This is a genomic window from Caulobacter sp. GW821-FHT09H08 (genome assembly GCF_059415885.1).
On the sequence record NZ_JBWKOC010000004.1, the window covers coordinates 445,299 to 468,448 of the forward strand.

Consider the following 23,150-nt stretch of genomic DNA (forward strand, 5'->3'; position numbering starts at 1 on the left):
GCTCAGGATGAGGGCTACTGACAGGGACTGGCGCCAAGGACGAGCCGAGGGCAGTCCAAATCCTCATCCTGAGCTTGTCGAAGGACGAGGGTTTGGTCCAGCGGCCATTGCGGCTGCGCTGTGGACCAATGACGATGTGGGGAAAGAAGAGGGTGGAGACCGGACAGCGACCCAGAGGTGATCTCGTTGTGGCTGCTGCCTCTCGGCCCTGACCAGGTTGGCGAGGCTTCCGTCCGCGCCGATCTCCGAGGCCTATATCGCGAGTCATTGCGGCGGATGCAAGACGCATGATGCTCGTGCGACGTCGTGACGAGCGTTCACGCTCGCGCTAGAGAAGCAGCATGCCTCTCTTGATCATCACCAACACCTTCGCCGGCAACCCGTTGAACCGCGACAGCGAGCGTCGCGGCGACGAGGCTTTCATCGCCGAAAAGCTGGCCGACGCCGAATCCCTGGCCGTGGCGCTGTGGAACGGCAAGCCGCTGGTCGAGGACGTTCTGGGCGACGACGGCAAGCCTGCCCAAGATGGAAGGGGCGGCGTCCAGATCGCCTACCTCCGCGCCGACATGGCCCAGGACCTGGCCGGCGGGAGCGAGAAGCTGCTCTATATGGGCCTCTGGAAGGACATCGCGGTCTTCGCGGTCGACATCGAGGGCGCCGCCGATCCGGCCGAGGGGCCGCTGCAGGGTCTGGGCCGGTTCGAGGACCTGCGCGCCGCCGCCGCGACCCTGCCGCCGGCCGACGCGGGCATCCTGGCCACCGCCAAGTCGATGTTCGAATGGCGTCGCCGCCACCGCTGGTGCGCCGCCTGCGGCCAGAAGACCGAGATCAGCGACGGCGGCTGGAAGCGCGTCTGCCCCGCCTGCGAGGCCGAGCACTTCCCGCGCACCGACCCGGTGGCGATCATGCTGGCCATCCACGATGGCAAGTGCCTGCTGGGCCGCCAGGCGGCCTGGCCTGCCGGCATGTTCTCGGCCCTGGCCGGCTTCGTCGAGCCCGGCGAGACCATCGAGGAAGCCTGCGCCCGCGAGCTGCACGAGGAAGCGGGCCTGAAGGCGACCGCCGTCCGCTACCACTCCAGCCAGCCCTGGCCGTGGCCCGGCTCGCTGATGATGGGCCTGATCGCCGAGGTCGACAGCGCCGACGCCGCGCCGGACCAGACCGAGCTGGAAGAGGTCCGCTGGTTCAGCAAGGAAGAAGCCGCCCAGCTGATCAAGGGCGAGCTGGAGGGGACCTTCGCCCCACCGCCCCTGGCCATCGCCCACCAACTGATCAAGGCCTGGGCCGAGGAAGCGTAAAAGCCTCTGGACTCCCGTAGCGGCGCCCTCGGTTCACTCCTCCCGACAAGAGGAGGAACACGCATGGGCGAAGCCTGGATCATTGACGCCTGCCGCACGCCGCGCGGCATCGGCAAGGTTGGCAAGGGGGCCCTGGCCGACTTCCACCCGCAGCACCTGGCCGCTACGGTCCTGAAGGCCCTGGCCGAGCGCAATGCGCTGAACACCGCCGAGGTCGACGACATCATCTGGGGCACCTCCAGCCAGCGCGGGGCGCAGGCCGGGGACCTGGGCCGCATGGCCGCCCTCGACGCGGGCTACGACACCCGCGCCAGCGGCGTGACCCTGGACCGCTTCTGCGGTTCGGGCATCACCACGGTGAACCTGGCCGCCGCCACGATCATGTCGGGCATGGAGGACCTGGTCATCGCCGGCGGGACCGAGATGATGTCCTACACCTCGGCCACCGCGAACCTGACCTCGCCGCCGATGCTGGACAGCGGCAACCTGCGCCTGCGCGCCCGCCATCCGCAGTCGCACCAGGGCGTCTGCGCCGACGCCATCGCCACGCTGGAAGGCATCACCCGCGCCGATGTCGACGCCCTGGCCCTGGAAAGCCAGCGCCGCGCCGATCTCGCGATCAAGGGCGGTCACTTCGATCGCAGCCTGATCCCCGTCTTGCGCGACGACGGCTCGGTGGCCCTGGCGCACGAGGAGTTCCCGCGGCCGCAGACCACCGCCGAAGGGCTCGCCAGCCTGAAAGCCTCGTTCGCCGCCCTGGCCGAGATCCCGGTCGATGAGGCCGGGAACACCTATGCCGGCCTGATCCGGCAGGTCTATCCGGACCTGAAGATCGAGCACATGCACCACGCCGGCAATTCGTCGGGCGTGGTGGATGGCGCGGCGGCGGTGCTGCTGGCCTCGCCGGACTATGCGCGCAGGAACGGCCTCAAGCCCCGCGCCCGGGTGCTGGCCATGGCCAATGTCGGCGACAGCCCGACCCTGATGCTGAACGCCCCGGTCCCGGCGGCCCGCAAGGCGCTGGCCAAGGCCGGGCTGACGCCGGACGACATCGACCTGTGGGAAATCAACGAGGCCTTCGCGGTCGTGGCCGAGAAGTTCATCCGCGATCTGAAGCTGGACCGCGACAAGGTCAATGTGAACGGCGGAGCGATGGCGCTGGGGCATCCCATCGGCGCGACGGGCTCGATCCTGATCGGCACGATCCTGGACGAGCTGGAGCGGCGGGACCTGAAGCGCGGGCTGGTGACGATGTGCGCCGCGGGCGGGATGGCGCCGGCGATCATCGTGGAGCGGATTTAAAGGGCAAGCGCCCCCTCCGTCTCGTCGCCTATCGGCGCCGATCCACCTCCCCCGCAAGCGGGGCAGGAGAAGATCAGCTGCGTCCTCCTGCCCCGTGAAACGGGGGAGGTGGCGCGATGCGGATACGCATCGTGACGGAGGGGGCGTTCTACAGCCTTACCGGAACGGCGGCTCGTCGAACGCCCGGAGCTTGCGCGAGTGCAGGTTCGGGCCTTCTGCGTGCAGCAGCTTGCAGGTCATGATGCCGATCTGCAGGTGCTGGCTGATCGCCCGCTCGTAGAACGCATTCGCCTGGCCGGGCAGCTTGATCTCGCCGTGCAGCGGCTTGTCGGACACGCACAGCAGCGTCCCGTACGGCACCCGGAAGCGATAGCCCTGGGCCGCGATAGTCGCGCTTTCCATGTCGATGGCCACGGCCCGGCTCTGGTTGAAGCGCAGGGCCGAGAGGCTGTGGCGCAGTTCCCAGTTGCGGTCGTCGGTGGTGACCACGGTGCCGGTGCGCAGGCGCTTCTTCAGCTGATCGCCGCTGTCGCCGCTGATCGCCTTGGAGGCGTCGTAGAGAGCGCGCTGGACCTCGGCGATCGAGGGCACCGGGATCTCCGGCGGCAGCACGGCGTCCAGCACGTGGTCGTCACGCAGATAGGCGTGCGCCAGGACGTAGTCGCCGATGGTCTGGGTGTCGCGCAGGCCGCCGCAGTGACCGATCATCAGCCAGGCCTGCGGGCGCAGCACGGCCAGGTGGTCGCAGATCGTCTTGGCGTTGGACGGGCCGACGCCGATGTTCAGCAGGGTCACGCCCGAGCCGCCCGGCGCCATCAGGTGGTAGGCCGGCATCTGGTGCTTGCGCCAGGTCGACTCCGCCACCGCCAGCTCGGGATTGGCCGTGTTGGCGGTGATGGTCAGGCCGCCCGCGCACGACAGGGCCGTGTAGGGGCTGTCGGGCTGCTGCAGCTGCTCGATGCTCCAGCGGACGAACTCGTCGACATAGCGGTTGTAGTTCGTGAACAGGATGAACTGCTGCACGTCCTCGGCCGGCGTGCCGGTGTAGTGCTTGAGGCGGGCCAGCGAGAAGTCGGTGCGCAGGCCGTCGAACAGCGACAGCGGACGGGTCTCCTCCAGCGCCGGGTTCCAGACGCCGTCGGCGATCTCGTCGCCGATGAAGGCCAGGTCCGTGGTCGGGAAGAAGCGGGCGATGTCCTCTGAGCGGACATCGGCCTGGTTCAGGTCGATGGTGGCGTCCAGCACGTAGGGATAGGGGATTTCCTGGCGCGAGCTCTCGACCTCGATCTCGACTTCGAAGTCGTCCATCAGCAGGGTCAGCTGCTCGACCAGATAGTCGCGGAACTGGGCCGGCTTGGTGATCGTGGTGGCGTAGACGCCAGGACGGCTGACGCGGGCGTACGAACGGGCCAGCTTGGGCGGCAGGGCCTCCGGGTCGTAGGTCAGGCGCAGCTCGGGATAGGCGAACGTGCCATCGAACCGCGTCTGCGGGTCCGGGCGGGTTCCATGTTCGAGATAGGCGCGCAGGGCGGTCCGGAGAGCGTCGACGGCGCGTTCGTATTCGTCATTGAGCCGTTCGACGACGGCGATTGCTTTTTCTTGGTTTGACATGGGCTCTTATAGCGACGTTTTGCGACCTTGGCGAGACACCCGCCCGCCTCAATGAATAATTTTCTTACTTACAGCGACGCAACGACGGTCGGTCCTTACGCGAGAATCTATGTCCGTTTCTTCGGCTTGACGCCCATCAACCGCCCCAGACCATCGTAAGGGCATGGACGAACCCGCGTTCGTCGGCCACAAGGGCTGAAATGCTCAAGGAACGAGCGGATGGCGGCGCGGGCGTTCTCGCGCGTCATTCCATCGTATCTTCGAAGAACCAGAACAAAGACCGTCGACGCCCGAGTTGGCGCCAGGGGGATCCATGAACAAACGTTTCGCCATTTTCATCGTCGCGGCCATGGTGCTGGGCGTGGTGGTCGGCTGGGGCTGTAACCAGTTCCTCGACCCCGCCGGCGCCAAGAAGGCCGCCGAGCTGGCCTCGCTGCTGCCCTACATCTTCCTGCGCCTGATCAAGATGATCATCGCGCCGCTGGTCTTCACCACCCTGGTGGCCGGCATCGCCCACATGGAAGACGCCGCCGCCGTCGGGCGCGTTGGCGTCAAGGCCATCGGCTGGTTCCTGGTCGCCTCGGTGCTGTCGCTGCTGATCGGCATCGGCATGTTCCACCTGCTGGACCCCGCCCACGGCGTGGTGCTGAAGGAAGTCGCCGAAGCTGGGACCCCGCCGTCGGCCGAAGGCGCCTTCACGGTGAAGAGCTTCATCGACCACCTGATCCCGGCCTCGCTGTTCGAGGCCATGGCCAAGAACGAGATCCTGCAGATCGTGGTGTTCTCGGTGTTCGTCGGCACCGCCGTCGCCACCCTGGACGACAAGGCTCCGGCCGTCCTGCAGGTCACCGAGCAGGCCGCCTCGATCATGCTGAAGGTCACCGGCTTCGTGATGTCGCTGGCCCCGCTGGCCATCTTCGGCGCCCTGGTCGCCACGGTCGCCAAGGAAGGCCTGGCCATCCTGGGCGTCTACGCCCGCTTCATTGGCTCGTTCTATGCCGGCCTGGGCGTGCTGTGGCTGCTGCTGTTCCTGGCCGCGCTGTTCTTCCTGGGCAAGCGCGCCCTGCAGCTGTTCGGCTTCATCCGCACCCCGGTGCTGCTGGCCTTCTCGACCGCTAGCTCGGAAGCGGCCTATCCGCGCCTGCTGGACGGCCTGCCCACCGTGGGCGTGCGCCGCAAGATCGTCAGCTTCGTCCTGCCGCTGGGCTACTCGTTCAATCTCGACGGCTCGATGATGTACTGCACGTTCGCCACCCTGTTCATCACGGCGGTGCACGGCGTCCACCTGACCGTCGAGCAGCAGGCCTCGATGCTGCTGCTGCTGATGGTCACCTCCAAGGGCATGGCCGGCGTGCCGCGCGCCTCGCTGGTCGTCATCATGGCCACCCTGACCTATTTCGGCCTGCCGGAAGCCTGGATCGCGCTGGTCCTCGGCGTCGACCACCTGCTGGACATGGGCCGCTCGGCCACCAACGTCGTCGGCAACAGCGTCGCCGCCGCCGTGGTCGCCAAGTGGGAAGGCGAACTGGATCCCTACGAGCCGACGCCGAAGCCGGAAGCCGCCACGGCCTAATCCGGCCTGAAATCCTTAGCCCGCAAGGGCTGGACGAGAGCCCGCCTCCAACCCTGGAGGCGGGCTTTTTCGTGTACAGTTTCAAATGTACAGTAAAAACTTGACAAGCCCCGGGAGAGGTCCAATCTCTTGAGGCGAGGGCTTATTAGGACGACGTCATGAGCAAGATCACCCACATCGCGCGCGCCGCGCTGATCGGGCTCGCCATCGCGGGTCTCGGTGTGTCGAGCGCTTCGGCCGCTCCGTCGGCGAGCGACGACACGGCCAAAGCCGCCAAGCCGGCCCGCCAATGCTTCTACCTGTCCGACTGGCGCGGCTGGACCGCCCCGGACAAGGACACCCTGTACATGAAGGTGCGCGGCCGCGACGTCTATCGCGTCGACCTGGCCTACGGCTCCAACCAGCTGACCTGGCCGGGCACGCACCTTGTCTCGATCATTCGCGGCTCCGACAGCATCTGCCACCCGCTGGACCTGGACCTGCGCGTCTCGGACGACCTTGGCTTCGCCATCCCCATCCGAGCCAAGGCGATCACCAAGCTGACGCCGGAAGAGATCAAGGCTCTGCCGAAGAAGTACCAGCCGTAAAAGGCTGACCTAGAGGCCGGACCAACGAGAACCTCGCCCTTCGACAAGCTCAGGGTGAGGTTTTCTTTTGTCGCTTAGGCTCGAATTTCGAGGCCGATGCCGTAGTCACCTGAGCCCGTCGAAGGGCGAGGACGGTCCCTCCGCCTAGCGCTCTATCCCGCCGCCGCGTTCAGCAGGGCCACGACCATCGCATTGGCTGGCGTCTCGATCCCGTGGGCCGCGCCCTTGCGGACGATGACGCCGTTGCGGGCGTCCAGCTCCATCGGACGGCCGGCGGCGCGGTCGGCGTGTAGCGAGTTCACCCCGTCCGGCGCCTGGCCCCGATAGCCGGCGATCACCTGGTCGGCCATGTCGTCCGGCAGGTCCGCCCCTTCGGCTCGTCCCACCGCCACGCACTCGCGCACCAGGGCCCGCATGACCTGCGCCGCGCCCTCGTCATGGGCGATGCGGGCCGGCTGCAGGGTCAGGGCGTTGACCGCGCCGGCGCAGTTGAGGGCCAGCTTTTTCCAGGCCTCGGTCGTGAAATCGGCCACGACGTCCAGCTGGATCGGCGTGTGGGCGAACAGGGCCGCGAAAGCCTCGCCGGCAGCGCCCACCGGAACCTTGATCCAGCCATAGCGCCGCTGCAGCACCCGCCCCGGCGCCGAGCGCTCGGCCGGGATATCGACCACCGCCGGGACCAGCCGCTCGGCGGCGATCTTGCCTTCGAACGGCGCGGTGTGCTCGACGCCGTTGCGCAGGATCGCCACCCGCGTCTTCGGCCCGACCAGCTTGTCCAGCCAAGCCCAGGTCGCGTCGGTGTCATAGGTCTTGGTCGCGACCAGCACCCAGTCGACGGGCGCCAGACCCGCCGGCAAGGTCGCCACGCGCGGGGTCGCCGTGATCGGTCCTTTGGGGGTCTCGACGGCCAGGCTTTCGAACGGCGTCCGCACGCAGACCGTTACCGCGTGCGTAGAGTTCTGGGCCAACCAGGCGGCGACGGTTCCACCCACGGCCCCCGGGCCGATCACCGCGATGCTGGTCATGTTGAAGCTCCGCACAAAAACACCCTCTCCGACGGGAGAGGGAGGGACCCATGCGCAGCATGGGAGGGTGAGGGATCTAAACCGTAAATCATTGAGATCGGGGGCGGCGCGAACCCTGCCGCGCCTTACCCCTCACCCTCCCATCGCTTTGCGATGGGCCCCGCCCTCTCCCGGTGGGAGAGGGTTTCAACCTATTCCGCCGGCAGGTTCTCGCCGCGCTTGGTCAGCATCTGGTCGAAGCTGGACCACACGCCCTCGGCGCCGTGCCATTGACCCTTGGTCGCGGCTTTCGAGTACTCGGTCGCCCGGGCCTCGAAGAAGTTGGCGTGCTCGACGCCCGACAGCAGCGACTGCAGCCAGGGCAGCGGGTTTTCCTTAATGCCGTACACTTCCGGCAGCTGCAGCTGGCGCAGGCGCCAGTCGGCGATGAAGCGGATGTACTGCTTGATGTCTTCCGGGGTCATGCCCTGGATCTCGCCGGCCTCGAAGGCCAGGTCGATGAAGTTGTCCTCCATGCCGACCACGGTCTTGCAGCAGTCGACGATGTCGTCCGCGACCGACTTGGTGACCGCGCCCGTCTCCTTGTTGAAGGCGTGGTACAGCTTGATGATGCCTTCGCAGTGCAGGCTCTCGTCGCGGATCGACCACGAGACGATCTGGCCCATGCCCTTCATCTTGTTGAAGCGCGGGAAGTTCATCAGCATCGCGAACGAGGCGAACAGCTGCAGGCCTTCGGTGAAGCCGCCGAACATCGCCAGCGTCCGGCAGATGTCGGCATTGGTCTCGACGCCGAACTTCTGCATGAAGTCGTGCTTGTCGCGCATGGCCTGGTATTCCATGAACGCGCCGAACTCGCTTTCCGGCATGCCGATGGTCTCAAGCAGCAACGCGTAGGCCGCGATATGGATGGTCTCCATATTGGCGAACGACGACAGCATCATCTTCACTTCGGTGGGTTTGAACACCCGGCCGTAGCGTTCCATGTAGTTGTCGGCGACCTCGATGTCCGACTGGGTGAAGAAGCGGAAGATCTGCGTCAGCAGGTTCCGTTCCTTGTCGTTCAGCTTGACGGCCCAGTCCTTCAGGTCCTCGCCCAGCGGCACCTCTTCGGGCATCCAGTGGACCTGCTGCTGCTTCTTCCAGAAGTCGTAGGCCCAAGGATAGCGGAACGGCTTGTAGGCGCCGGAGGGGGTCAGGAGGCCGGGCGTGGTGATCAGCTTGGCGGACATGGCGAACCCTGGAGGCGAGAATCGTGGAGGCGCGATAAGATGGTTTCACCCTACCAAAGCCCTCCGGTTCATCTAGTGGTGTCAGCGTCGCACCCCCACAAGATGTTGTGAGTGGGGTGTGGATAACCAGGAGCCACCCATGACCGCCTACCGCCTGTTCAGCGCCCTCGGATCGGGCGGCGTGCCGGTGGAAGCGGCTATGTCCTTGATCGGCCTGCCCTATGAGGTGGTCGAGGCCCCGACCTGGGAAGGCGAGGTCGAACAGGCCAAGGTCGCGACCGTCAATCCGCTGCGCCAGATCCCGGCCCTGGTCACGCCCGAAGGCGAGACCATCACCGAAAGCGCCGCCATCCTGATCTGGCTGGCCGACCGCTATCCGGAGGCGCGGTTGGGTCCGGCGATCGACGACCCGACCCGCGCCCAGTTCCTGCGCTGGATGACCTTCCTGCCGGCCTCGATCTATTCGCTGTTCTGGGTGCGGGACGATCCCTCGCGCCTATGCGGACCTGATCCGGAGATCCAGGCGCGGATCAAGGCGGCGACCGCCGAGCGCATCGTCGACTGCTGGGCGATGATGGAGAGCCAGCTCACGCCCGGGCGGTATCTGCTGGGGGACGAGCTGACGGTGCTGGATCTGTACGTCACGGTGCTCAGCCGCTGGGGCCCGCGCCGCGTGCGATTCTACGACGCAGCGCCAAGGATGACCGAGGTGGTCCGCCGCGTAGACGCCGACCCGAGACTGGCCGATTTCTGGCCCAAGCGGTTCCCGTTCTTCGAGGGTTGGGAGCGGCTGGGGCAGCAGGCGTGACACACCCGTAAAATCTTTTGAAAACGGGATGTTGGCCGCCTTGACGGCGCCCAGGAAGCGATCACACTCCTCAACCTAGGATCGCTTCTTTCGGGACCTGTTTTCCCATGCTCGCGGCTCTCGCCCTCATGGCCCTTCACGCCGCCCCCGCCGCGGCGACCCTGGACATCGGTCCGGCCTTTGCCGCGACCTATGAGTTCCACGCCAACACCCGATTTGTTGTCCGTCCCGATCGTCAGGGCGGGAAGACGACCCTGACCCTGACGCCCCGGCTGCTCGCGCCGCTGGGCGGCGACCGCTACGCGCTGGTCATCGCCGAGGACGATCCCATGGGCGCCCACGCCAGCACCGGCGCGATATCGATCGCGTACCTGCAAAGGCAGGGCGACAACTGGACCCTGATCCAGCGCTGGGACGAGATCGCGTGGACGGGCGATAGCGGCTACGCGGCCGATTATGTGCGGGTCGAGCAACTGCCCGGCCAATCGCCGATGGTCTTCGCGGTGAAGGGCTACATGGGACAAGGCGAAGGAACGACGACCGCCTGGGTCGTCCGCCTGGGGCCGCAGGCGCCGAAGCTCCTGGGCGAAGCGCGCGTGGGCGGCTCGCTGGAGCCCGGGGCGTGCGAGGTCTGCGGCGTCTGGGACTACGAAGGCCAGGTCGGTCCGCCGACCGCCAAGGGCGCGCTGTTCTCGGTGACCTATCGCGGCTGGATCAAGCGGCCGGAGATCAAGGGGCGACGCCCCATCGCCGAGACCGTGAACTATGTCCGCACGGCCAGCGGACTGGCGCCGACGCCCAAACCCCAACTGCCGAACTGATGAACGACTAGGAACCCGCCGAAGTCGCCACGAACACCGCCGCCTGATCCTCATAAGCCCGCTTGAACGCCGGCCGCGCTTCGGCCCGCGCCACATAGGCCGCCAGGTTCGGGTAGTCCGCCAGGACCCCCGAACTCCCCAACCGCCGCAGCACGCCGACCATCAGCAGGTCCCCGGCGCTGAAATCCCCATCCAGCCAATCCCCCTCGCCCAGGCGGTCGGACAGTTGGCCCAGCCGCGTCCGCACAGCCTGCTCCAGGACCGGCTGGCGATCAGCGAACCACGGCTTGTCGCGCTCGAAGATCGAGGCCATGCCGAACTCGACGACCGGCGGCTGCATCGTGGCGTGGGCGGCGAACATCCAGGCGATGGCGCGGGCCCGGGCGTCCGGATCGGCCGGCAGCAGCCCCGCATGGCGCTCGGCCAGGTGCAGCACGATGGCGCCGCTCTCGAACAGGGCCAGCCCCCCGTCCTCATAGGTCGGGATCTGGCCGAACGGCTGGATCGCCATGTGCTCGGGCGTCTTCATCTCGGGGAAGGTGACCAGGCGGACGTCGTAGGCCACGCCCAGCTCCTCCAGCGCCCAGCGCACCTGCATGTCGCGAGCCAGGCCCCGGCCACGGTCCGGCGAGGCCTTGAAGGCGGTGATCGTGGGGCTCATGGGAGATCTCCAATCTCTTGCGTGTCCCGAGGACGAACGACCAACGCGCGACCCGACATCCACCGGCAATCTTTTCGAGACGAAAGCCGACAGGGCTGAGGCAAAGGGGCTGAGGCAAATTCAACCCCATCTTTACGTGGCGACGCTTCTTGGTTAGAAGCCCCTTCGATGCAATTCGCCGCGACTAAAATTATTACCCGCAAAACGACCCGCTTCGGTGGGGCGGCGGGTATGCGCGCGATCTAGACGCAGCATCCCCGAACCAGCCCCGCCGAAAGCGCGGGGCGGCTCTCACTCACGAGACCTGACAGCTCCCCGCGCTCCACACACCCAGGAGTACGCGACCCATGAGCTTCAAGTTTTCCCGATCCAATCCTCCCCGCGTCGGCGTCGTCGGCGCCACCGGCCTCGTCGGCGGCATGATGCGCGAGCTGCTGGCCGAGCGCGACTTCCCGGTCGCCGAGCTGCGCCTGTTCGCCTCGGCCCGTTCGGCCGGGAGCAAGATCGACTTCAAGGGGACCGAAGTGGTCGTCGAGGACGCCTCGACCGCCGACTTCTCGGGCCTGGACATCGTGTTCTTCTCGGCCGGCGGCGACACCTCGCGCCAGCTGGCCCCCAAGGCCGCCGCGGCCGGGGCCGTGGTGATCGACAACTCGTCGGCCTGGCGCTCGGACCCGGACGTCCCGCTGGTGGTGGCCGAGGTCAATCCGCACGCGCTGAACAACATTCCCAAGGGCATCGTCGCCAACCCCAACTGCACCACCATGGCCGCCATGCCGGTGCTGAAGCCCCTGCACGAGAAGGCGGGCCTGAAGCGCCTGACCGTCAGCACCTACCAGGCCGCGTCGGGCGGCGGGGTCGAGGGCATCCAGGTGCTGTCCGAGCAGCTGCGCGCGGGCGCGGCGGGCGACCTGGACGGCCTGGCGATGTCGCCGAGCGCCGCGCCGCTGCCGGAAGCCCGCAAGTGGGCCGTGCCGCTGGCCTACAACGTCGTGCCGCTGAACTACGTGCTGGGCGAGGACGGCTACACCGAGGAAGAGCTGAAGCTGCGCGACGAGAGCCGCAAGATCCTCGAGCTGCCGGGCCTGCCGGTCTCGGGCACCTGCGTGCGCGTGCCGGTGTTCACCGGCCACTCGCTGTCGATCAACGCCGAGTTCGAGCGCCCGCTGTCGGTGGCTGAAGCGACCGAACTGCTGGGCGCCGCGCCGGGCGTGGTGGTGGAAGCCGTGCCGAACCCGCTGGCGGCGACGGGCCAGGACCCGGTGTTCGTCGGCCGCATCCGCCCGGACCCGACCGTCGAGCACGGCCTGGCCCTGTTCGTGGTCGGCGACAACCTGCGCAAGGGCGCCGCGCTGAACGCGGTGCAGATCGCCGAAGTGATGCTGGGCTGATGCGGTGCGTTGTCCTCGCCCTTCGACAAGCTCAGGGTGAGGACAAAGTTCAAGCCGCCTCAGTAGGGACCCTCACCCTGAGCCCGTCGAAGGGCGAGGGTTCCGCCCCATCGGCCAATCCACATCGACCTCCGCCGCCAGGAAGTCGATGAACGCCCGAACCCGCGCGGGCAGCGGTCCGGCGTGGCCGACATAGACCGCGCTGATCGTCTCCATCTCGCGCGAGTTGAACTCCTCCAGCACCGGAACCAGCCGTCCCGCCGCGATGTCGTCGGCGATGTGGAACATGGACAGCCGCGTGATCCCCTGCCCGGCCATGGCCAGCCGCGCGGCGCTCTCGCCGTCGCCGACCATGGCGCGGCCGTGGGCCGGATAGCAGATCCGCTCCCCGCCGATCAGGAACGGCCACTCGTCGCAATGGCGGGCGAAGTTGAAGACCACCAGGTCATGCGCCGCCAGCTCATCCGGATGCGTCGGCGCCCCGCGTCGCGCCAGGTAGTCGGGCGAGGCCACCAGCGCCATGCGGCTGTCGCCCAGCTTCCGGGCCACCAATTGCGAGGGCCGCAGCGGCCCGACGCGGATCGCCAGCTCGGCACGTTCGTCCAAGAGATCGATCACCTGGTCCGTCAGGGTGACGTCGACCTGCACCTCGGGATGCAGGGCGGCGAACCTCGGAACCAGGGGCAACAGGTGATGCAGGCCGAACGGCACGTTCGAATTGATCCGCAGCCGCCCCTTGGGCGCGGCGCTGGCCGCCACGGCGCGCTCGGCCTCGTCCAGGTCGGCCAGCACCCGCAGCGCCCGCTCGTGGAAGGTCAGGCCCTCTGCGGTCAGCTGCAGCTTGCGGGTCGAGCGGACGACCAGGCGCGCGCCCAGGCGGGCCTCCAGCCGCGCCACCAGCTTGCTGACCGCCGACGGGGTCATCGACATCGCCTTGGCGGCGGCGGTGAAGCCGCCCTCCTCCACGACGCGGGCGAAGACCTCCATCTCCCCCGAGCGGTTGATCTCCTGACGCGCCATCGTGCCCTCAGGTCACAAGTGAAGTTCCTACCCGCAATCTAATTCATCGAACGAAAAGGCGCCATCTGGGTGCTCGAACAACCACGGGAGCCGGCTGTCATGCCCCTCGCCCTCTATGCCCTGACTGTCGGCGCCTTCGGTATCGGCGTCACCGAATTCATCATCATGGGCCTGCTGATCCAGGTCTCCGCCGATCTCGGCGTCTCGATCCCGGCCGCCGGCCTGCTGATGACCGGCTATGCGCTGGGCGTCTTCGTCGGCGCGCCGATCCTGACCCTGGCGACCCGCCGCCTGCCTCGGAAGACCACCCTCTTGGTGCTGATGGCGATCTTCACCCTGGGCAACGTTCTGGCCGCCGTCGCGCCGAGCTACGCGATCCTGATGGGCGCGCGCCTCGTGACTGCCCTGGCCCACGGGACCTTCTTCGGCGTCGGCTCCCTGGTCGCCGTCTCCCTGGTCCCGCCCGAGCGCAAGGCCTCGGCCATCTCGATCATGTTCACCGGCCTGACCATCGCCACCCTGCTGGGCGTGCCGTTCGGCGCGTGGCTGGGCCTGGCCTTCGGTTGGCGCGCGGCGTTCTGGGCCGTGGCCGGCGTCGGCCTGCTGGCCTTCGCGGTCCTGGCCGCCCTGGTCCCCAGCGCCCAGGACAAGATCGAGCCCGCGCCGCTGCGGGAGGAGTTCGCCGTCCTGGCCCGCCCGCAGGTGCAGCTGGGCCTGCTGATGACCGTCCTCGGCTTCGGCGGGGTGTTCGCGGTCTTCACCTACATCCAGCCGATCCTGACCGAGCTGGCCGGGTTCTCGAAGGAGGCCGTCTCGCCGATCCTGCTGGTGTTCGGCGCGGGCCTGGTCGGCGGCAACCTCGTGGGCGGCCGCTGGGCCGACAAGGGACTGAACGCGGCCCTGGTCGGGACCTTGATCCTGCTGTCCGTGGTCATGGGCGGCTCGGCCTTCGCCTTCCACAGCCAGGTCGGGGCGGTGATCGCCGCCTTCCTGCTGGGCGCGGCCGCCTTCGCCACCGTCGCGCCGCTGCAGATGCGAGTGCTGAGCCAGGCCGGCGGCGCGGGCCAGGGCCTGGCCTCCAGCCTGAACATCGCCGCCTTCAACCTCGGCAACGCCTTCGGCGCCTGGCTGGGCGGGGCGGTGATCGCTCACGGCCCGGGACTGGGCGCCGTGCCCTTGATCGCCGCCGCCGTGCCGGCCTCGGCCCTACTGCTCGCCCTCTTCAGCCTGAGCCTGGAACGCCGCGCCCCCGCGCTGGCCTAGTTAGGAAAACCGCCATGGAATACCGCACGCTGGGCCGCTCCGGCCTGAAGGTCCCCGCCCTCTCGTTCGGGGCCGGCACGTTCGGCGGCCAGGGCCCGCTGTTCTCGGCCTGGGGCGACACCGACATCGCCGGCGCCCGTCGCATCGTCGACATCGCCCTTGAAGCCGGCATGACCCTGTTCGACACCGCCGACGTCTATTCGAACGGCGCGTCGGAGGAGATCCTCGGCGCGGCCCTGGAAGGCCGCCGCGACCAGGCGCTGATCTCGACCAAACTGGGCCTTAACGGCGGGGCCTCGCGCCAGCGCCTGATCCCCGGCGTCGAGGCGGCCCTGAAGCGCCTGAAGACCGACCGCATCGACCTGCTGCAGCTGCACGCCTTCGACGGGACGACCCCGGTCGAAGAGACACTCGCCGCCCTCGACGACCTCGTCCGCGCGGGCAAGGTCCTCTATGTCGGCGCCTCGAACTTCTCCGGCTGGGAGCTGATGAAATCCCTGGCCGCCGCCGATCGTGACGGACGCCCGCGCTATGTCGCCCACCAGGCCTACTATTCGCTGGTCGGCCGCGACTACGAGTGGGAGCTGATGCCGCTGGCCGCCGACCAAGGCGTCGGGGCCATGGTCTGGAGCCCGCTGGGCTGGGGCCGCCTGACGGGCAAGATCCGTCGCGGCCAGCCGCTGCCGGAAACCAGCCGCCTGCACGAGACCGCCGACGCCGGCCCGCCGGTCGACGACGAGCGCCTTTACCGCGTGGTCGACGCCCTCGACGAGATCGCCGCCGAGACCGGCAAGACGGTCCCGCAGATCGCCATCAACTGGCTGCTGCGCCGCCCCACGGTCTCCAGCGTCATCATCGGCGCTCGCACTGAGGCGCAACTGCGCCAGAACCTCGGCGCGGTCGGCTGGGCGCTCACCGCTGAGCAGGTCGCCAAGCTGGACGCCGCCAGCGCCGTCACCCCGGCCTATCCCTACTACCCCTACTGGCGCGAGGGCGGCTTCCGGCAGGTGAACCCGCCGCTGGTCTAGGGGGCGAAACCTCGTCCTTCGACAAGCTCAGGATGAGATTTCTACTGCGCGGCCCGAACTATGATCCTCACCCTGAGCTCGTCGAAGGGCGAGGATCACGCACGGACCTCGCCAAACGTCGCTTTGCCGCCTATGCCTCCGCCCATGCTGACCGATCCGTTCTTCTACGCGGTGGCGATTCCCGCCGTGATCCTGCTGGGCCTGGCCAAGGGCGGGTTCGCGGGGATCGGGGTGGTGGCGGTGCCGATGATGGCCCTGGCGGTGTCGCCGGTCATGGCCGCCTCGATCACCCTGCCGATCCTGCTGGTCCAGGACGTGGTCAGCGTCTGGGCGTTCCGGAAGAGCTGGGACAAGGGCCTGCTGATCCTGATGCTGCCCGCCGCCGCCGTCGGCATCTTCCTGGGCTGGGCCCTGGCCGCCTTCGTCAAGGAAGCGGCCGTCGAGCTGGCCGTCGGCCTGATCTCGGTGGTCTTCGCCCTGCAGCGCCTGTGGGCCGAGCGCGCGGTCAAGGCCGCCGAGCAGGTCGAGGCTGGTCCCGGTCGTCCCTGGCTGGGCGCCCTGTGCGGCGCGGCGGCCGGCTTCACCAGCCAGATCGCCCACGCCGGTGGCCCGCCGTTCCAGATCTACGTGCTGCCGCGCCGGCTGGCCCGCGACACCTTTATCGGCACCAGCGCCATCTTCTTCGCCGTCGTGAACTGGATGAAGGTGCCGGCCTATATCGCGCTGGGCCAGTTCACCCCCAAGGTGTTGATGACCGCCGGCGTGCTGCTGCCGCTGGCCATCGCCTCGACCTGGGCCGGGGTCTGGCTGGTTCGGCGCGTGCCGGCCGAGGGCTTCTACAAGGTCATCTACGTGCTGCTGGTGGCGGTCGGCGGCAAGCTGGCCTTCGACGGCGCGCGTGGGCTGTTCTTCTAGACACGGCGACCTCGCGCCGCCCCGCTCGCGCGCCATGCGTTTTTCACATCGATCGTGTCGCGCGCGCCCTTTCGCGGCCACGATGATCGACGCTTATATGTCACGGAACGAACCTAGCGTTCGCACGTACTCCCACCGATGGGACGGGGCCATGACTGACACCACGACCGAGATCGTCGTCGCCAAGCCGCCGGCGCACTATCCCACGGCCGGCGCCAAATGCGCGGACCTGGTGGTGCACTTGGCCGGTCTGGCCTGCGCTCTGCTGGGCGGCGGCATCCTGCTGGGCCTGGCCTTCGGCATGGGCGATCTGCATCAGGTCGCCGCCATCAGCGTCTACACCGTCGGCCTGATCCTGATGCTGTCGCTGTCGACCGCCTACAACTTCGCCAAGGCCCGCTGGCGGCCGCTGCTGCGCCGCTTCGACCACGCCGGCATCTTCGTGATGATCGCCGCCTCGTACACGCCCTTCACCACCCAGAACCTGACCGGCTGGTGGGCCATCGGCATGACGACGGCGGTGTGGACCGTCGCGGGCATCGGCGTCGCGGCCAAGCTGTTCCTGCCGGGCCTGGACAAGCGCTTCTGGGTCGGCCTGTACCTGGCCCTCGGCTGGCTCGTCCTGGTCGCCATCAAGCCGATGATCGACGGCCTGTCTTGGGTGGCCCTGCTGCTGCTCGCCATCGGCGGCCTTGTCTATTCGACCGGCACCATCTTCTACCTCATGCGTCGCCTGAAGTTCCGCCGCGCCATCTGGCACGGCCACGTGATCGGCGGCGCCGGCCTGCACTACGCGGCCGTGCTGGTGGGCGTGGTGCTGGCCAGTTCTCACTAAACCGTTCGCACGAAGTCAGAGGACGCCTTGGACAAGGACCCGTTCAGCCTCCAGGGCTTCCTCAAGGACTGGAACGACCCGCTGAAGGGCAAGCGCCTGCCGACGCCGCCCGCCGACCGTCAGGTGCAGGCGGTCGGCTTTCCCGGCGTGCGCCTCACCATCGACCAGGCCGACGACGCGCTGAAGCAGGCGGCCGATCGCCTGGCCCCGCTGCGCTCGCTGATCGGTCGCGACGAGTTCAACATCCTGGCCCTCTCCGGCGGCGCGGCCGGCGGCTCGTACGGCGCGGGCGTGCTGGTGGGCCTGTCCAAGGCCGGCCGCCGGCCCGACTTCGCCATCGTCACCGGCGTCAGCACCGGCGCCCTGATCGCGCCCCTGGCCTTCCTGGGCTCGGCCTGGGACGACCGCCTCAGCGAGGCCTATACCGGCGGCCACGCCACCGAATTGCTCAGCCTGCGCCGCCTGGCCCCGGCCCTGGGTCCCAGCATCTTCAAGGGCGAGTCGCTGGACACCCTGGTCGAGACCTTCGTCGACCAGGAGATGGTCGACGCCATCGCCGTCGAGCACGCCAAGGGCCGCCGCCTGCTGATCGCCACCACCAATCTCGACAGCCAGCGGGCCGTCGTCTGGGACATGGGCGAGATCGCCACGCGCGGCGGCGAGGACGCGTTGAAACTGTTCCGCACCCTGCTGGTCGCCTCGTCCTCGGTGCCGGGCATCTTCCCGCCCAAGCTGATCGAGGTGGAGGTCGACGGCCACGTCTATCAGGAGATGCACGTCGACGGCGGCGTCGCCGCGCCGCTGTTCCTGATGCCCGACGCCCTGCTGCATTGGCGGAACCTCGGCCCACGCTTCCGGCGCGGCCGGGTGCATGTGATCGTCAACACCGTGCTGGAGCCTTCCAGCCAGTCGACCCCGCCGGGCGTGGCCTCGATCATGAGCCGCAGCTTCGACACCATGCTGCGCTTCTCGTACCGCCAGGCGCTGAGCCTGACGGCCGGCTTCTGTTCGCGCCACAACCTGCCGCTCAGCGTGGCCTCGATCCCCAACAGCTTCGAGGGGATGAACCTTCTGAAGTTCGACACCGACCTGATGCGCCGCATCCACGACGCCGGCGTCCAGCAGGCGATGGACGGCTCGGTCTGGACCAGCGCGGTCGAGGAGCAGAGCCTCTGGCGCGGCCTCTTCCGCAAGCAGGTCCCGGTGACCCCGATGACCCACGGCACGGGCGTGATCATCCGCGACGAGCCCGGCCCGGTGGGCATCGAGGCCCCGCTGGAGCCCTGAAGACGGGCGCGAGACTTAGATGGCCGAGCCCGCGCCCTAGGCGACGCGGACTCGGCGCTCGGACGTCACACCGTCGCGATCAGGGACTTAAGCAGCTCGTCCAGCTGCGCGAACTGCTCGGGCAGCGCCTCTTCCGCACCGCCGTGCTCCTCGAACGCTTCCTTCGAGGGATAGCGTTCGTGAAGGACCAGACGCGTCTTGTCGTCGCCTTCCGCCTCGAAGGTCACCGTGGTGACGGCCCCCTCTTCGCCTTCATCATTGGTCCAGACCAGACGTGAAAGCGGCGTGACTTCCAGGTACTTGCCGTAGAAGGCCATCGCGTTTTCCGCGTCCTTGCCGAACACGACGCGATAGCCGCCGCCCGTGCGGACATCCATTTCGCAGGACAGCATGGGCACGCCGCCCGACTTCGGCGACCACCAGATCTGGAACAGCTCGGCCTTGGTCCACGCATCGAACACCAGGCGGACGGGACCATTGAAGATCCGTGTCACCACCAGGTCGCGATCGGATGTCCGTTCGATCGTCGTGCGGCCGTCACTCACTCTTTCGCCCATCGGCTTTCTCCCTGCGTTTCATGGCTTCGATCACCTGATCCAGCGCGTCGAAGCGCGTGCTCCAGACCCGATGACGTTCTTCGATCCAGGCGATCTCGTCTTCGAGACCGCGTTGTCCCAACCGGCAGGTCCGCACCCGTCCGATCTTCTCGGTCGAGACCAGCCCGGCCTGCTCCAGGACGCCGACGTGCTTCTTCATGCCCGTCAGGGTCATGTGGAAGCGGTCCGCCAGCTCGGTGATCGACGCGTCTCCCCGCTCGAGCTGCTCTAGGACCCCACGGCGGGTGGCGTCCGACAGCGCGGCGAAGGAGGCGTCGAGGCGGGCTGTTGAATACTGAACCATTGAGTTCAGTATATGCATGTCGTTTATCGCGCCGCAAGAGGCGCGAAGAGGCAGACTTCAGATGTGGGCGGGGTCGGCCCCTAGGCCTTCTTCAGCCAGCGGGCGCGCAGCTTGGCCACGTTCGGCGGGTCGCTGCGGAAGTCGCTGGCCAGGCCCAGGCGGGCGTTGCACGAGGGGCAGCGGACCGACTCCTCGTCGGGCAGGTCGGTCGGCGGGTCGAAGCGCGTGCCGCACGGCTTGCACTTCCAGTCACCGGTCACGACCGGCGCCGGTGGGGGCGGCGGAGGCGCGGCCTGGGGCGTGAACACGGTGGTGCGAGCCGACGGCTTGACCATGCGCTCGAGCGGCGGCGGGCCGCCAGGGGCGGCGACGCCGCTCTTGAGGCTCAGGGTCTTGCGGCGCGGGGGCTCGCTCTCGCTCATGATCTCGCTAGCAGCTTAAGGACAGACCCCGGCTTGCTGCATGAAAGCGGCCGGAAACACAAGCCTTGTGCGGGGAAACGCGGTTACCAGTGCGGCTTCAGGCTGAACGACAGGGCGACCACGTCGTCCTTCTGCGTCGCCAGGCCCATGATGCCTTCCTTGGCGCGGATCTCGCGGTGGATGTAGCCGAACGAGGCCTGCATCGGCCCCTTGCGCCAGGCGACCCCGGCCTGGCTGTCGCCGATCAGGCGGCTGGTGACGTCCTGGGTCAGGCCCGCGCGGGTCCAGTCGCCGTTCTGGCCGCGCAGCATGTTCAGGCCCACGGCCCGGCCGCTGGCGGCGGCGTAGATGTACCAGCGCCCGCGCGTCCCGAAGGCCTCGTCGCCTTCGCGCACGTTCAGGGCGTCGTTCACCCGGTCGCCCATGTTCTTCTTCTTGCCCAGGCGCACCGTGGCGCCGGCCTCGGCCGAACCACCGGCGCCGCCGAAGCCCACGCCCGCGTGCGGGGTGACGTCGAGGGCGAACCTGCGCCCTGACAGGGCCACAGCGGAGGGCCAGCCGCGCGTCACGGTCACGTCGACATCCTGGACGTCGTAGGCGTCGCTATCGGGACGGACCAGCATCAGGGGCGCGACGGCGGCGTTGCGCGCCACCCCGGCCACCGAGACGCGGACCTGGTCGATCGGACCGCCGGCCACGCCCTGGTAGGCGACGGCGTTCGAGCGCCAGGCCACCGGGCCGGCGCCATCGTAATAGCGGTCGGCGTCGAGAATGCGGACATCGCCGGCCACCGCCGCGGCGGGCGACAGGGCGAAACCGCCTTCGAGCTCGGCCTCGGGCGCGTCGACATCGCGCGCCACGAAACCGGTCGCATTGGCCGACAGGTCCAGCGGACGGACGGCCTCGGGCTTCACCTGGAAGGAAATCGTTGCGGCAGGGGTCTTGTCGGCGGCCGGAGCGGCCCCATCTACCGGCTTGGCGACCTTGCCGGCCTTCTGCGCCGCGCAGGCCGATGTGGCGTGGGCGCTTGATACGGCCAGAACGATGGCCGTGACACACAGGACGCTACGCTTCCCAATCGCCCGCATCGCGGACTCCCCAAACCCCGATATGCCCAGCCTACGCGACTCGCCCCGACTGTCTATCGTGGCGAAAGCGCACAGGCATGAACCACTCTGCGCTCGCGTGGTTCCCGGAACGTAAACCGGCGGCGCGATTGCTCGCGCCGCCGGATCACATGCCCGTCATTTGGGCCGTTACGGAGCCTTGGACGCCTTACTGGCAGGCCAGGCACTCGTCGTAGTCGGTCTTGGCCGGAGCGTCGAAGCCGCCGGTCACCTCGGCCTTCTCGCCGGCGCCGGCATAGGCCGCGCGCTGCACCGACTTGGAGCGCAGGTAGTAGAGGCTCTTCACGCCGCGTTCCCAGGCCTGCCAGTGCAGCATGTGCAGGTCCCACTTATCGACATCGCCCGGCAGGAAGATGTTGACCGACTGGCTCTGGCAGATTTCCGGCGTGCGGTCGGCGGCCAGCTCGACCACCCAGCGCTGATCCAGTTCGAAGGCCGTCTTGTAGACGTCCTTGTCGTCCTGGCTGAGGAAGTCCAGGTGCTGGACCGAGCCCTCGTGCTCCAGGATCGAACCCCACACCGCGTCGGTGTTCTGGCCCTTCTCCTCGAGCAGCTTCTCCAGATAGGGGTTCTTCACCGCGAACGAACCCGACAGGGTCTTGTGGGTGTAGATGTTGGCCGGGATCGGCTCGATGCCCGCCGACGTGCCGCCGCAGATGATCGAGATCGAGGCGGTCGGGGCGATGGCCAGCTTGTGCGAGAAGCGCTCCTTGGAACCGCGATCGGCGGCGTCCGGGCACGGCCCCTTCTCTTCGCCCAGCGCGATCGAGGCCTTGTCGGCTTCGCGGCGCAGGTGCTTGAACATCCGCATGTTCCAGCTCTTGGCCAGAGCGCTCTCGAACGGGACGTTCTGGCTCTGCAGGAAGCTGTGGAAGCCCATCAGGCCCAGGCCCACCGAACGCTCGCGCATCGCGGCGTAGGCGGCGGTCGAGGCCGCGTCCGGGGCGCGATCGATGAAGTCCTGCAGGACGTTGTCGAGGAAGCGCATGACGTCCTCGATGAACGTCGGGTGGTCGCGCCACTCCAGATAGGTCTCGGCATTGACCGACGACAGGCAGCAGACGGCGGTGCGCTCCTGGCCCAGGTGGTCGGTGCCGGTGTGCAGCATGATCTCGCTGCACAGGTTCGACTGGCGAACCTTCAGGCCCAGCTCGCGCTGGAACGAGGGCATCGCGTTGTTCACCGTGTCGGAGAAGATCAGGTAGGGCTCGCCGGTCTGCAGGCGCAGCTCCAGCACCTTCTGCCACAGGGCGCGGGCGTCGACTTCGCGCAGGACCTCGTTGGTCTTGGGCGAGCGCAGGCCGAACTTCGCGCCATCACGCACGGCGTGCATGAACTCGTCGGTGATCGACAGGCCGTGGTGCAGGTTCAGGGACTTGCGGTTGAAGTCGCCCGAGGGTTTACGGATCTCGAGGAACTCCTCGATTTCCGGGTGATGGATGTCGAGATAGACGGCGGCCGAGCCGCGACGCAGCGAGCCTTGCGAGATCGCGAGGGTCAGCGAGTCCATCACGCGGATGAAGGGGATGATGCCCGAGGTCTGGCCCTGGCCCTTGACCTTCTCGCCGATGGAGCGGACGCCGCCCCAGTAGGTGCCGATGCCGCCGCCATTGGCCGCCAGCCAGACGTTCTCGTTCCAGACGCCCAGGATGCCGTCCAGGCTGTCGTTGACGGCGTTGAGGAAGCAGCTGATCGGCAGGCCGCGATCCGCGCCGCCGTTCGACAGCACCGGAGTGGCCGGCATGAACCACAGGCGGCTCATATAGTCGTAGACGCGCTGGGCGTGCTCGGCGTCGTCGGCGAAGGCCGTCGACACGCGGGCGAACATGTCCTGGTAGCTCTCGCCGGGCAGGAGGTAGCGATCCTCCAGCGTGGTCTTGCCGAAATCGGTCAGCAGGGCGTCGCGCGAGCGATCGACCTCGACCTTCTGGACCAGCGCCAGCTGCGGGCGCTTGGCGGGCTTGATCGCCGCCAGTCGGGCCTCGTTTCGGACGCTCGTCTTCGCCGCTTCACTGCCGTTCATGACCAAATCCATTGCTCAATCAGC

The 23,150-nt window shown here is 68.1% G+C and carries 23 protein-coding genes, 1 other RNA gene and 2 pseudogenes; 14 read left to right on the forward strand and 12 right to left on the reverse strand.

Annotated elements, in window-relative coordinates:
- Positions 1 to 150: 150 nt before the first annotated feature.
- Positions 151 to 248: signal recognition particle sRNA small type (gene ffs / locus AC07NN_RS16635), an RNA gene on the reverse strand.
- Positions 249 to 341: 93 nt separating this feature from the next.
- On the opposite strand from ffs, the gene nudC reads away from it, so the two are divergent.
- Positions 342 to 1,298, forward strand: a complete 957-nt coding sequence (gene nudC, locus AC07NN_RS16640) for an NAD(+) diphosphatase (RefSeq protein ID WP_494643175.1) — start codon at positions 342 to 344, stop codon at positions 1,296 to 1,298.
- Between the two features lie 63 nt (positions 1,299 to 1,361).
- Complete coding sequence (locus AC07NN_RS16645) at positions 1,362 to 2,600, forward strand: acetyl-CoA C-acetyltransferase (RefSeq protein WP_494643178.1); 1,239 nt, start codon at positions 1,362 to 1,364, stop codon at positions 2,598 to 2,600.
- 28 nt (positions 2,601 to 2,628) lie between these two features.
- On the opposite strand, the pseudogene AC07NN_RS16650 reads toward AC07NN_RS16645, so the two are convergent.
- Together AC07NN_RS16650 and AC07NN_RS16655 are read right to left on the reverse strand one after the other, a co-directional pair.
- Positions 2,629 to 2,758, reverse strand: a pseudogene (locus AC07NN_RS16650) (hypothetical protein); the annotation flags it as partial.
- The gene (locus AC07NN_RS16655; RefSeq protein WP_494643180.1) at positions 2,757 to 4,211 is read right to left on the reverse strand and encodes an AMP nucleosidase; all 1,455 of its coding nucleotides are present in this window, start codon (positions 4,209 to 4,211) and stop codon (positions 2,757 to 2,759) included. The pseudogene AC07NN_RS16650 and the gene AC07NN_RS16655, both read right to left, overlap by 2 nt.
- Positions 4,212 to 4,524: 313 nt before the next feature.
- On the opposite strand from AC07NN_RS16655, the gene AC07NN_RS16660 reads away from it, so the two are divergent.
- Entirely contained in the window at positions 4,525 to 5,784 is a 1,260-nt protein-coding gene (locus AC07NN_RS16660) for a dicarboxylate/amino acid:cation symporter (protein ID WP_494643182.1), read from the forward strand.
- Between the two features lie 158 nt (positions 5,785 to 5,942).
- Positions 5,943 to 6,371, forward strand: coding sequence for a DUF6491 family protein (locus tag AC07NN_RS16665; RefSeq protein WP_494643185.1), 429 nt, complete (start codon positions 5,943 to 5,945; stop codon positions 6,369 to 6,371).
- 152 nt (positions 6,372 to 6,523) lie between these two features.
- On the opposite strand, the gene AC07NN_RS16670 is transcribed toward AC07NN_RS16665, so the two are convergent.
- Together AC07NN_RS16670 and AC07NN_RS16675 are read right to left on the reverse strand one after the other, a co-directional pair.
- Positions 6,524 to 7,396, reverse strand: a complete 873-nt coding sequence (locus tag AC07NN_RS16670) for a 2-dehydropantoate 2-reductase (protein ID WP_494643187.1) — start codon at positions 7,394 to 7,396, stop codon at positions 6,524 to 6,526.
- A gap of 191 nt (positions 7,397 to 7,587) precedes the next feature.
- Positions 7,588 to 8,625 (reverse strand): ribonucleotide-diphosphate reductase subunit beta, encoded by a 1,038-nt coding sequence (locus AC07NN_RS16675; protein ID WP_494643194.1) that lies wholly within the window; start codon positions 8,623 to 8,625, stop codon positions 7,588 to 7,590.
- Positions 8,626 to 8,764: 139 nt separating this feature from the next.
- On the opposite strand from AC07NN_RS16675, the gene AC07NN_RS16680 reads away from it, so the two are divergent.
- Together AC07NN_RS16680 and AC07NN_RS16685 are read left to right on the forward strand one after the other, a co-directional pair.
- Complete coding sequence (locus tag AC07NN_RS16680; RefSeq protein ID WP_494643197.1) at positions 8,765 to 9,433, forward strand: glutathione S-transferase family protein; 669 nt, start codon at positions 8,765 to 8,767, stop codon at positions 9,431 to 9,433.
- Positions 9,434 to 9,540: 107 nt separating this feature from the next.
- Positions 9,541 to 10,254, forward strand: coding sequence for a hypothetical protein (locus AC07NN_RS16685; RefSeq protein WP_494643199.1), 714 nt, complete (start codon positions 9,541 to 9,543; stop codon positions 10,252 to 10,254).
- Positions 10,255 to 10,261: 7 nt separating this feature from the next.
- Here AC07NN_RS16685 and AC07NN_RS16690 read toward each other — a convergent pair whose 3' ends face one another.
- Positions 10,262 to 10,915 carry a glutathione S-transferase family protein gene (locus AC07NN_RS16690; protein ID WP_494643201.1) on the reverse strand — a complete coding sequence of 218 codons (654 nt, stop codon included), beginning with the start codon at positions 10,913 to 10,915 and terminating at the stop codon, positions 10,262 to 10,264.
- A gap of 168 nt (positions 10,916 to 11,083) precedes the next feature.
- On the opposite strand from AC07NN_RS16690, the gene AC07NN_RS16695 reads away from it, so the two are divergent.
- Complete coding sequence (locus tag AC07NN_RS16695; RefSeq protein WP_492816578.1) at positions 11,084 to 11,161, forward strand: hypothetical protein; 78 nt, start codon at positions 11,084 to 11,086, stop codon at positions 11,159 to 11,161.
- Between the two features lie 101 nt (positions 11,162 to 11,262).
- A complete protein-coding gene (locus AC07NN_RS16700) occupies positions 11,263 to 12,306 on the forward strand; it encodes an aspartate-semialdehyde dehydrogenase (protein WP_494643203.1) in 1,044 nt (347 codons plus the stop codon).
- Between the two features lie 72 nt (positions 12,307 to 12,378).
- Here the strand turns inward: AC07NN_RS16700 and AC07NN_RS16705 are convergent, their stop codons facing one another.
- Positions 12,379 to 13,326 carry a LysR family transcriptional regulator gene (locus AC07NN_RS16705; RefSeq protein ID WP_494643205.1) on the reverse strand — a complete coding sequence of 316 codons (948 nt, stop codon included), beginning with the start codon at positions 13,324 to 13,326 and terminating at the stop codon, positions 12,379 to 12,381.
- Positions 13,327 to 13,425: 99 nt separating this feature from the next.
- Between AC07NN_RS16705 and AC07NN_RS16710 the strand changes: the two genes are divergently transcribed.
- The 6 genes and pseudogenes from AC07NN_RS16710 to AC07NN_RS16735 all read left to right on the forward strand — a co-directional run bounded on the left by AC07NN_RS16710 (position 13,426) and on the right by AC07NN_RS16735 (position 18,654).
- Entirely contained in the window at positions 13,426 to 14,589 is a 1,164-nt protein-coding gene (locus tag AC07NN_RS16710; protein ID WP_494643208.1) for an MFS transporter, read from the forward strand.
- Between the two features lie 14 nt (positions 14,590 to 14,603).
- The gene (locus AC07NN_RS16715) at positions 14,604 to 15,617 is read left to right on the forward strand and encodes an aldo/keto reductase (RefSeq protein ID WP_494643212.1); all 1,014 of its coding nucleotides are present in this window, start codon (positions 14,604 to 14,606) and stop codon (positions 15,615 to 15,617) included.
- Positions 15,618 to 15,627: 10 nt separating this feature from the next.
- Positions 15,628 to 15,712 (forward strand): annotated as a pseudogene (locus AC07NN_RS16720) (hypothetical protein); the annotation flags it as partial.
- A 49-nt stretch (positions 15,713 to 15,761) separates the two neighbouring features.
- Positions 15,762 to 16,532: a sulfite exporter TauE/SafE family protein gene (locus AC07NN_RS16725; protein ID WP_494643218.1), complete on the forward strand. Its 771-nt coding sequence runs from the start codon at positions 15,762 to 15,764 to the stop codon at positions 16,530 to 16,532.
- 151 nt (positions 16,533 to 16,683) lie between these two features.
- Complete coding sequence (gene trhA / locus AC07NN_RS16730) at positions 16,684 to 17,367, forward strand: PAQR family membrane homeostasis protein TrhA (protein ID WP_494643223.1); 684 nt, start codon at positions 16,684 to 16,686, stop codon at positions 17,365 to 17,367.
- A gap of 27 nt (positions 17,368 to 17,394) precedes the next feature.
- Complete coding sequence (locus tag AC07NN_RS16735; RefSeq protein ID WP_494643226.1) at positions 17,395 to 18,654, forward strand: patatin-like phospholipase family protein; 1,260 nt, start codon at positions 17,395 to 17,397, stop codon at positions 18,652 to 18,654.
- A gap of 65 nt (positions 18,655 to 18,719) precedes the next feature.
- Here the strand turns inward: AC07NN_RS16735 and AC07NN_RS16740 are convergent, their stop codons facing one another.
- The 5 genes from AC07NN_RS16740 to AC07NN_RS16760 form a co-directional block, all read right to left on the reverse strand.
- Positions 18,720 to 19,211 carry an SRPBCC domain-containing protein gene (locus tag AC07NN_RS16740; protein ID WP_494643229.1) on the reverse strand — a complete coding sequence of 164 codons (492 nt, stop codon included), beginning with the start codon at positions 19,209 to 19,211 and terminating at the stop codon, positions 18,720 to 18,722.
- Positions 19,192 to 19,554 carry an ArsR/SmtB family transcription factor gene (locus AC07NN_RS16745; protein ID WP_494644016.1) on the reverse strand — a complete coding sequence of 121 codons (363 nt, stop codon included), beginning with the start codon at positions 19,552 to 19,554 and terminating at the stop codon, positions 19,192 to 19,194. Before AC07NN_RS16745 ends, AC07NN_RS16740 begins: the two co-directional genes overlap by 20 nt.
- An 80-nt stretch (positions 19,555 to 19,634) precedes the next feature.
- On the reverse strand, positions 19,635 to 19,976 hold the full coding sequence (locus tag AC07NN_RS16750; protein WP_494643233.1) for a hypothetical protein: 342 nt from the start codon (positions 19,974 to 19,976) through the stop codon (positions 19,635 to 19,637).
- A gap of 83 nt (positions 19,977 to 20,059) precedes the next feature.
- Positions 20,060 to 21,064 carry a lipid A-modifier LpxR family protein gene (locus AC07NN_RS16755; RefSeq protein ID WP_494643236.1) on the reverse strand — a complete coding sequence of 335 codons (1,005 nt, stop codon included), beginning with the start codon at positions 21,062 to 21,064 and terminating at the stop codon, positions 20,060 to 20,062.
- Positions 21,065 to 21,251: 187 nt separating this feature from the next.
- Positions 21,252 to 23,132 (reverse strand): ribonucleoside-diphosphate reductase subunit alpha, encoded by a 1,881-nt coding sequence (locus tag AC07NN_RS16760; protein WP_494644021.1) that lies wholly within the window; start codon positions 23,130 to 23,132, stop codon positions 21,252 to 21,254.
- Positions 23,133 to 23,150: the final 18 nt, after the last annotated feature.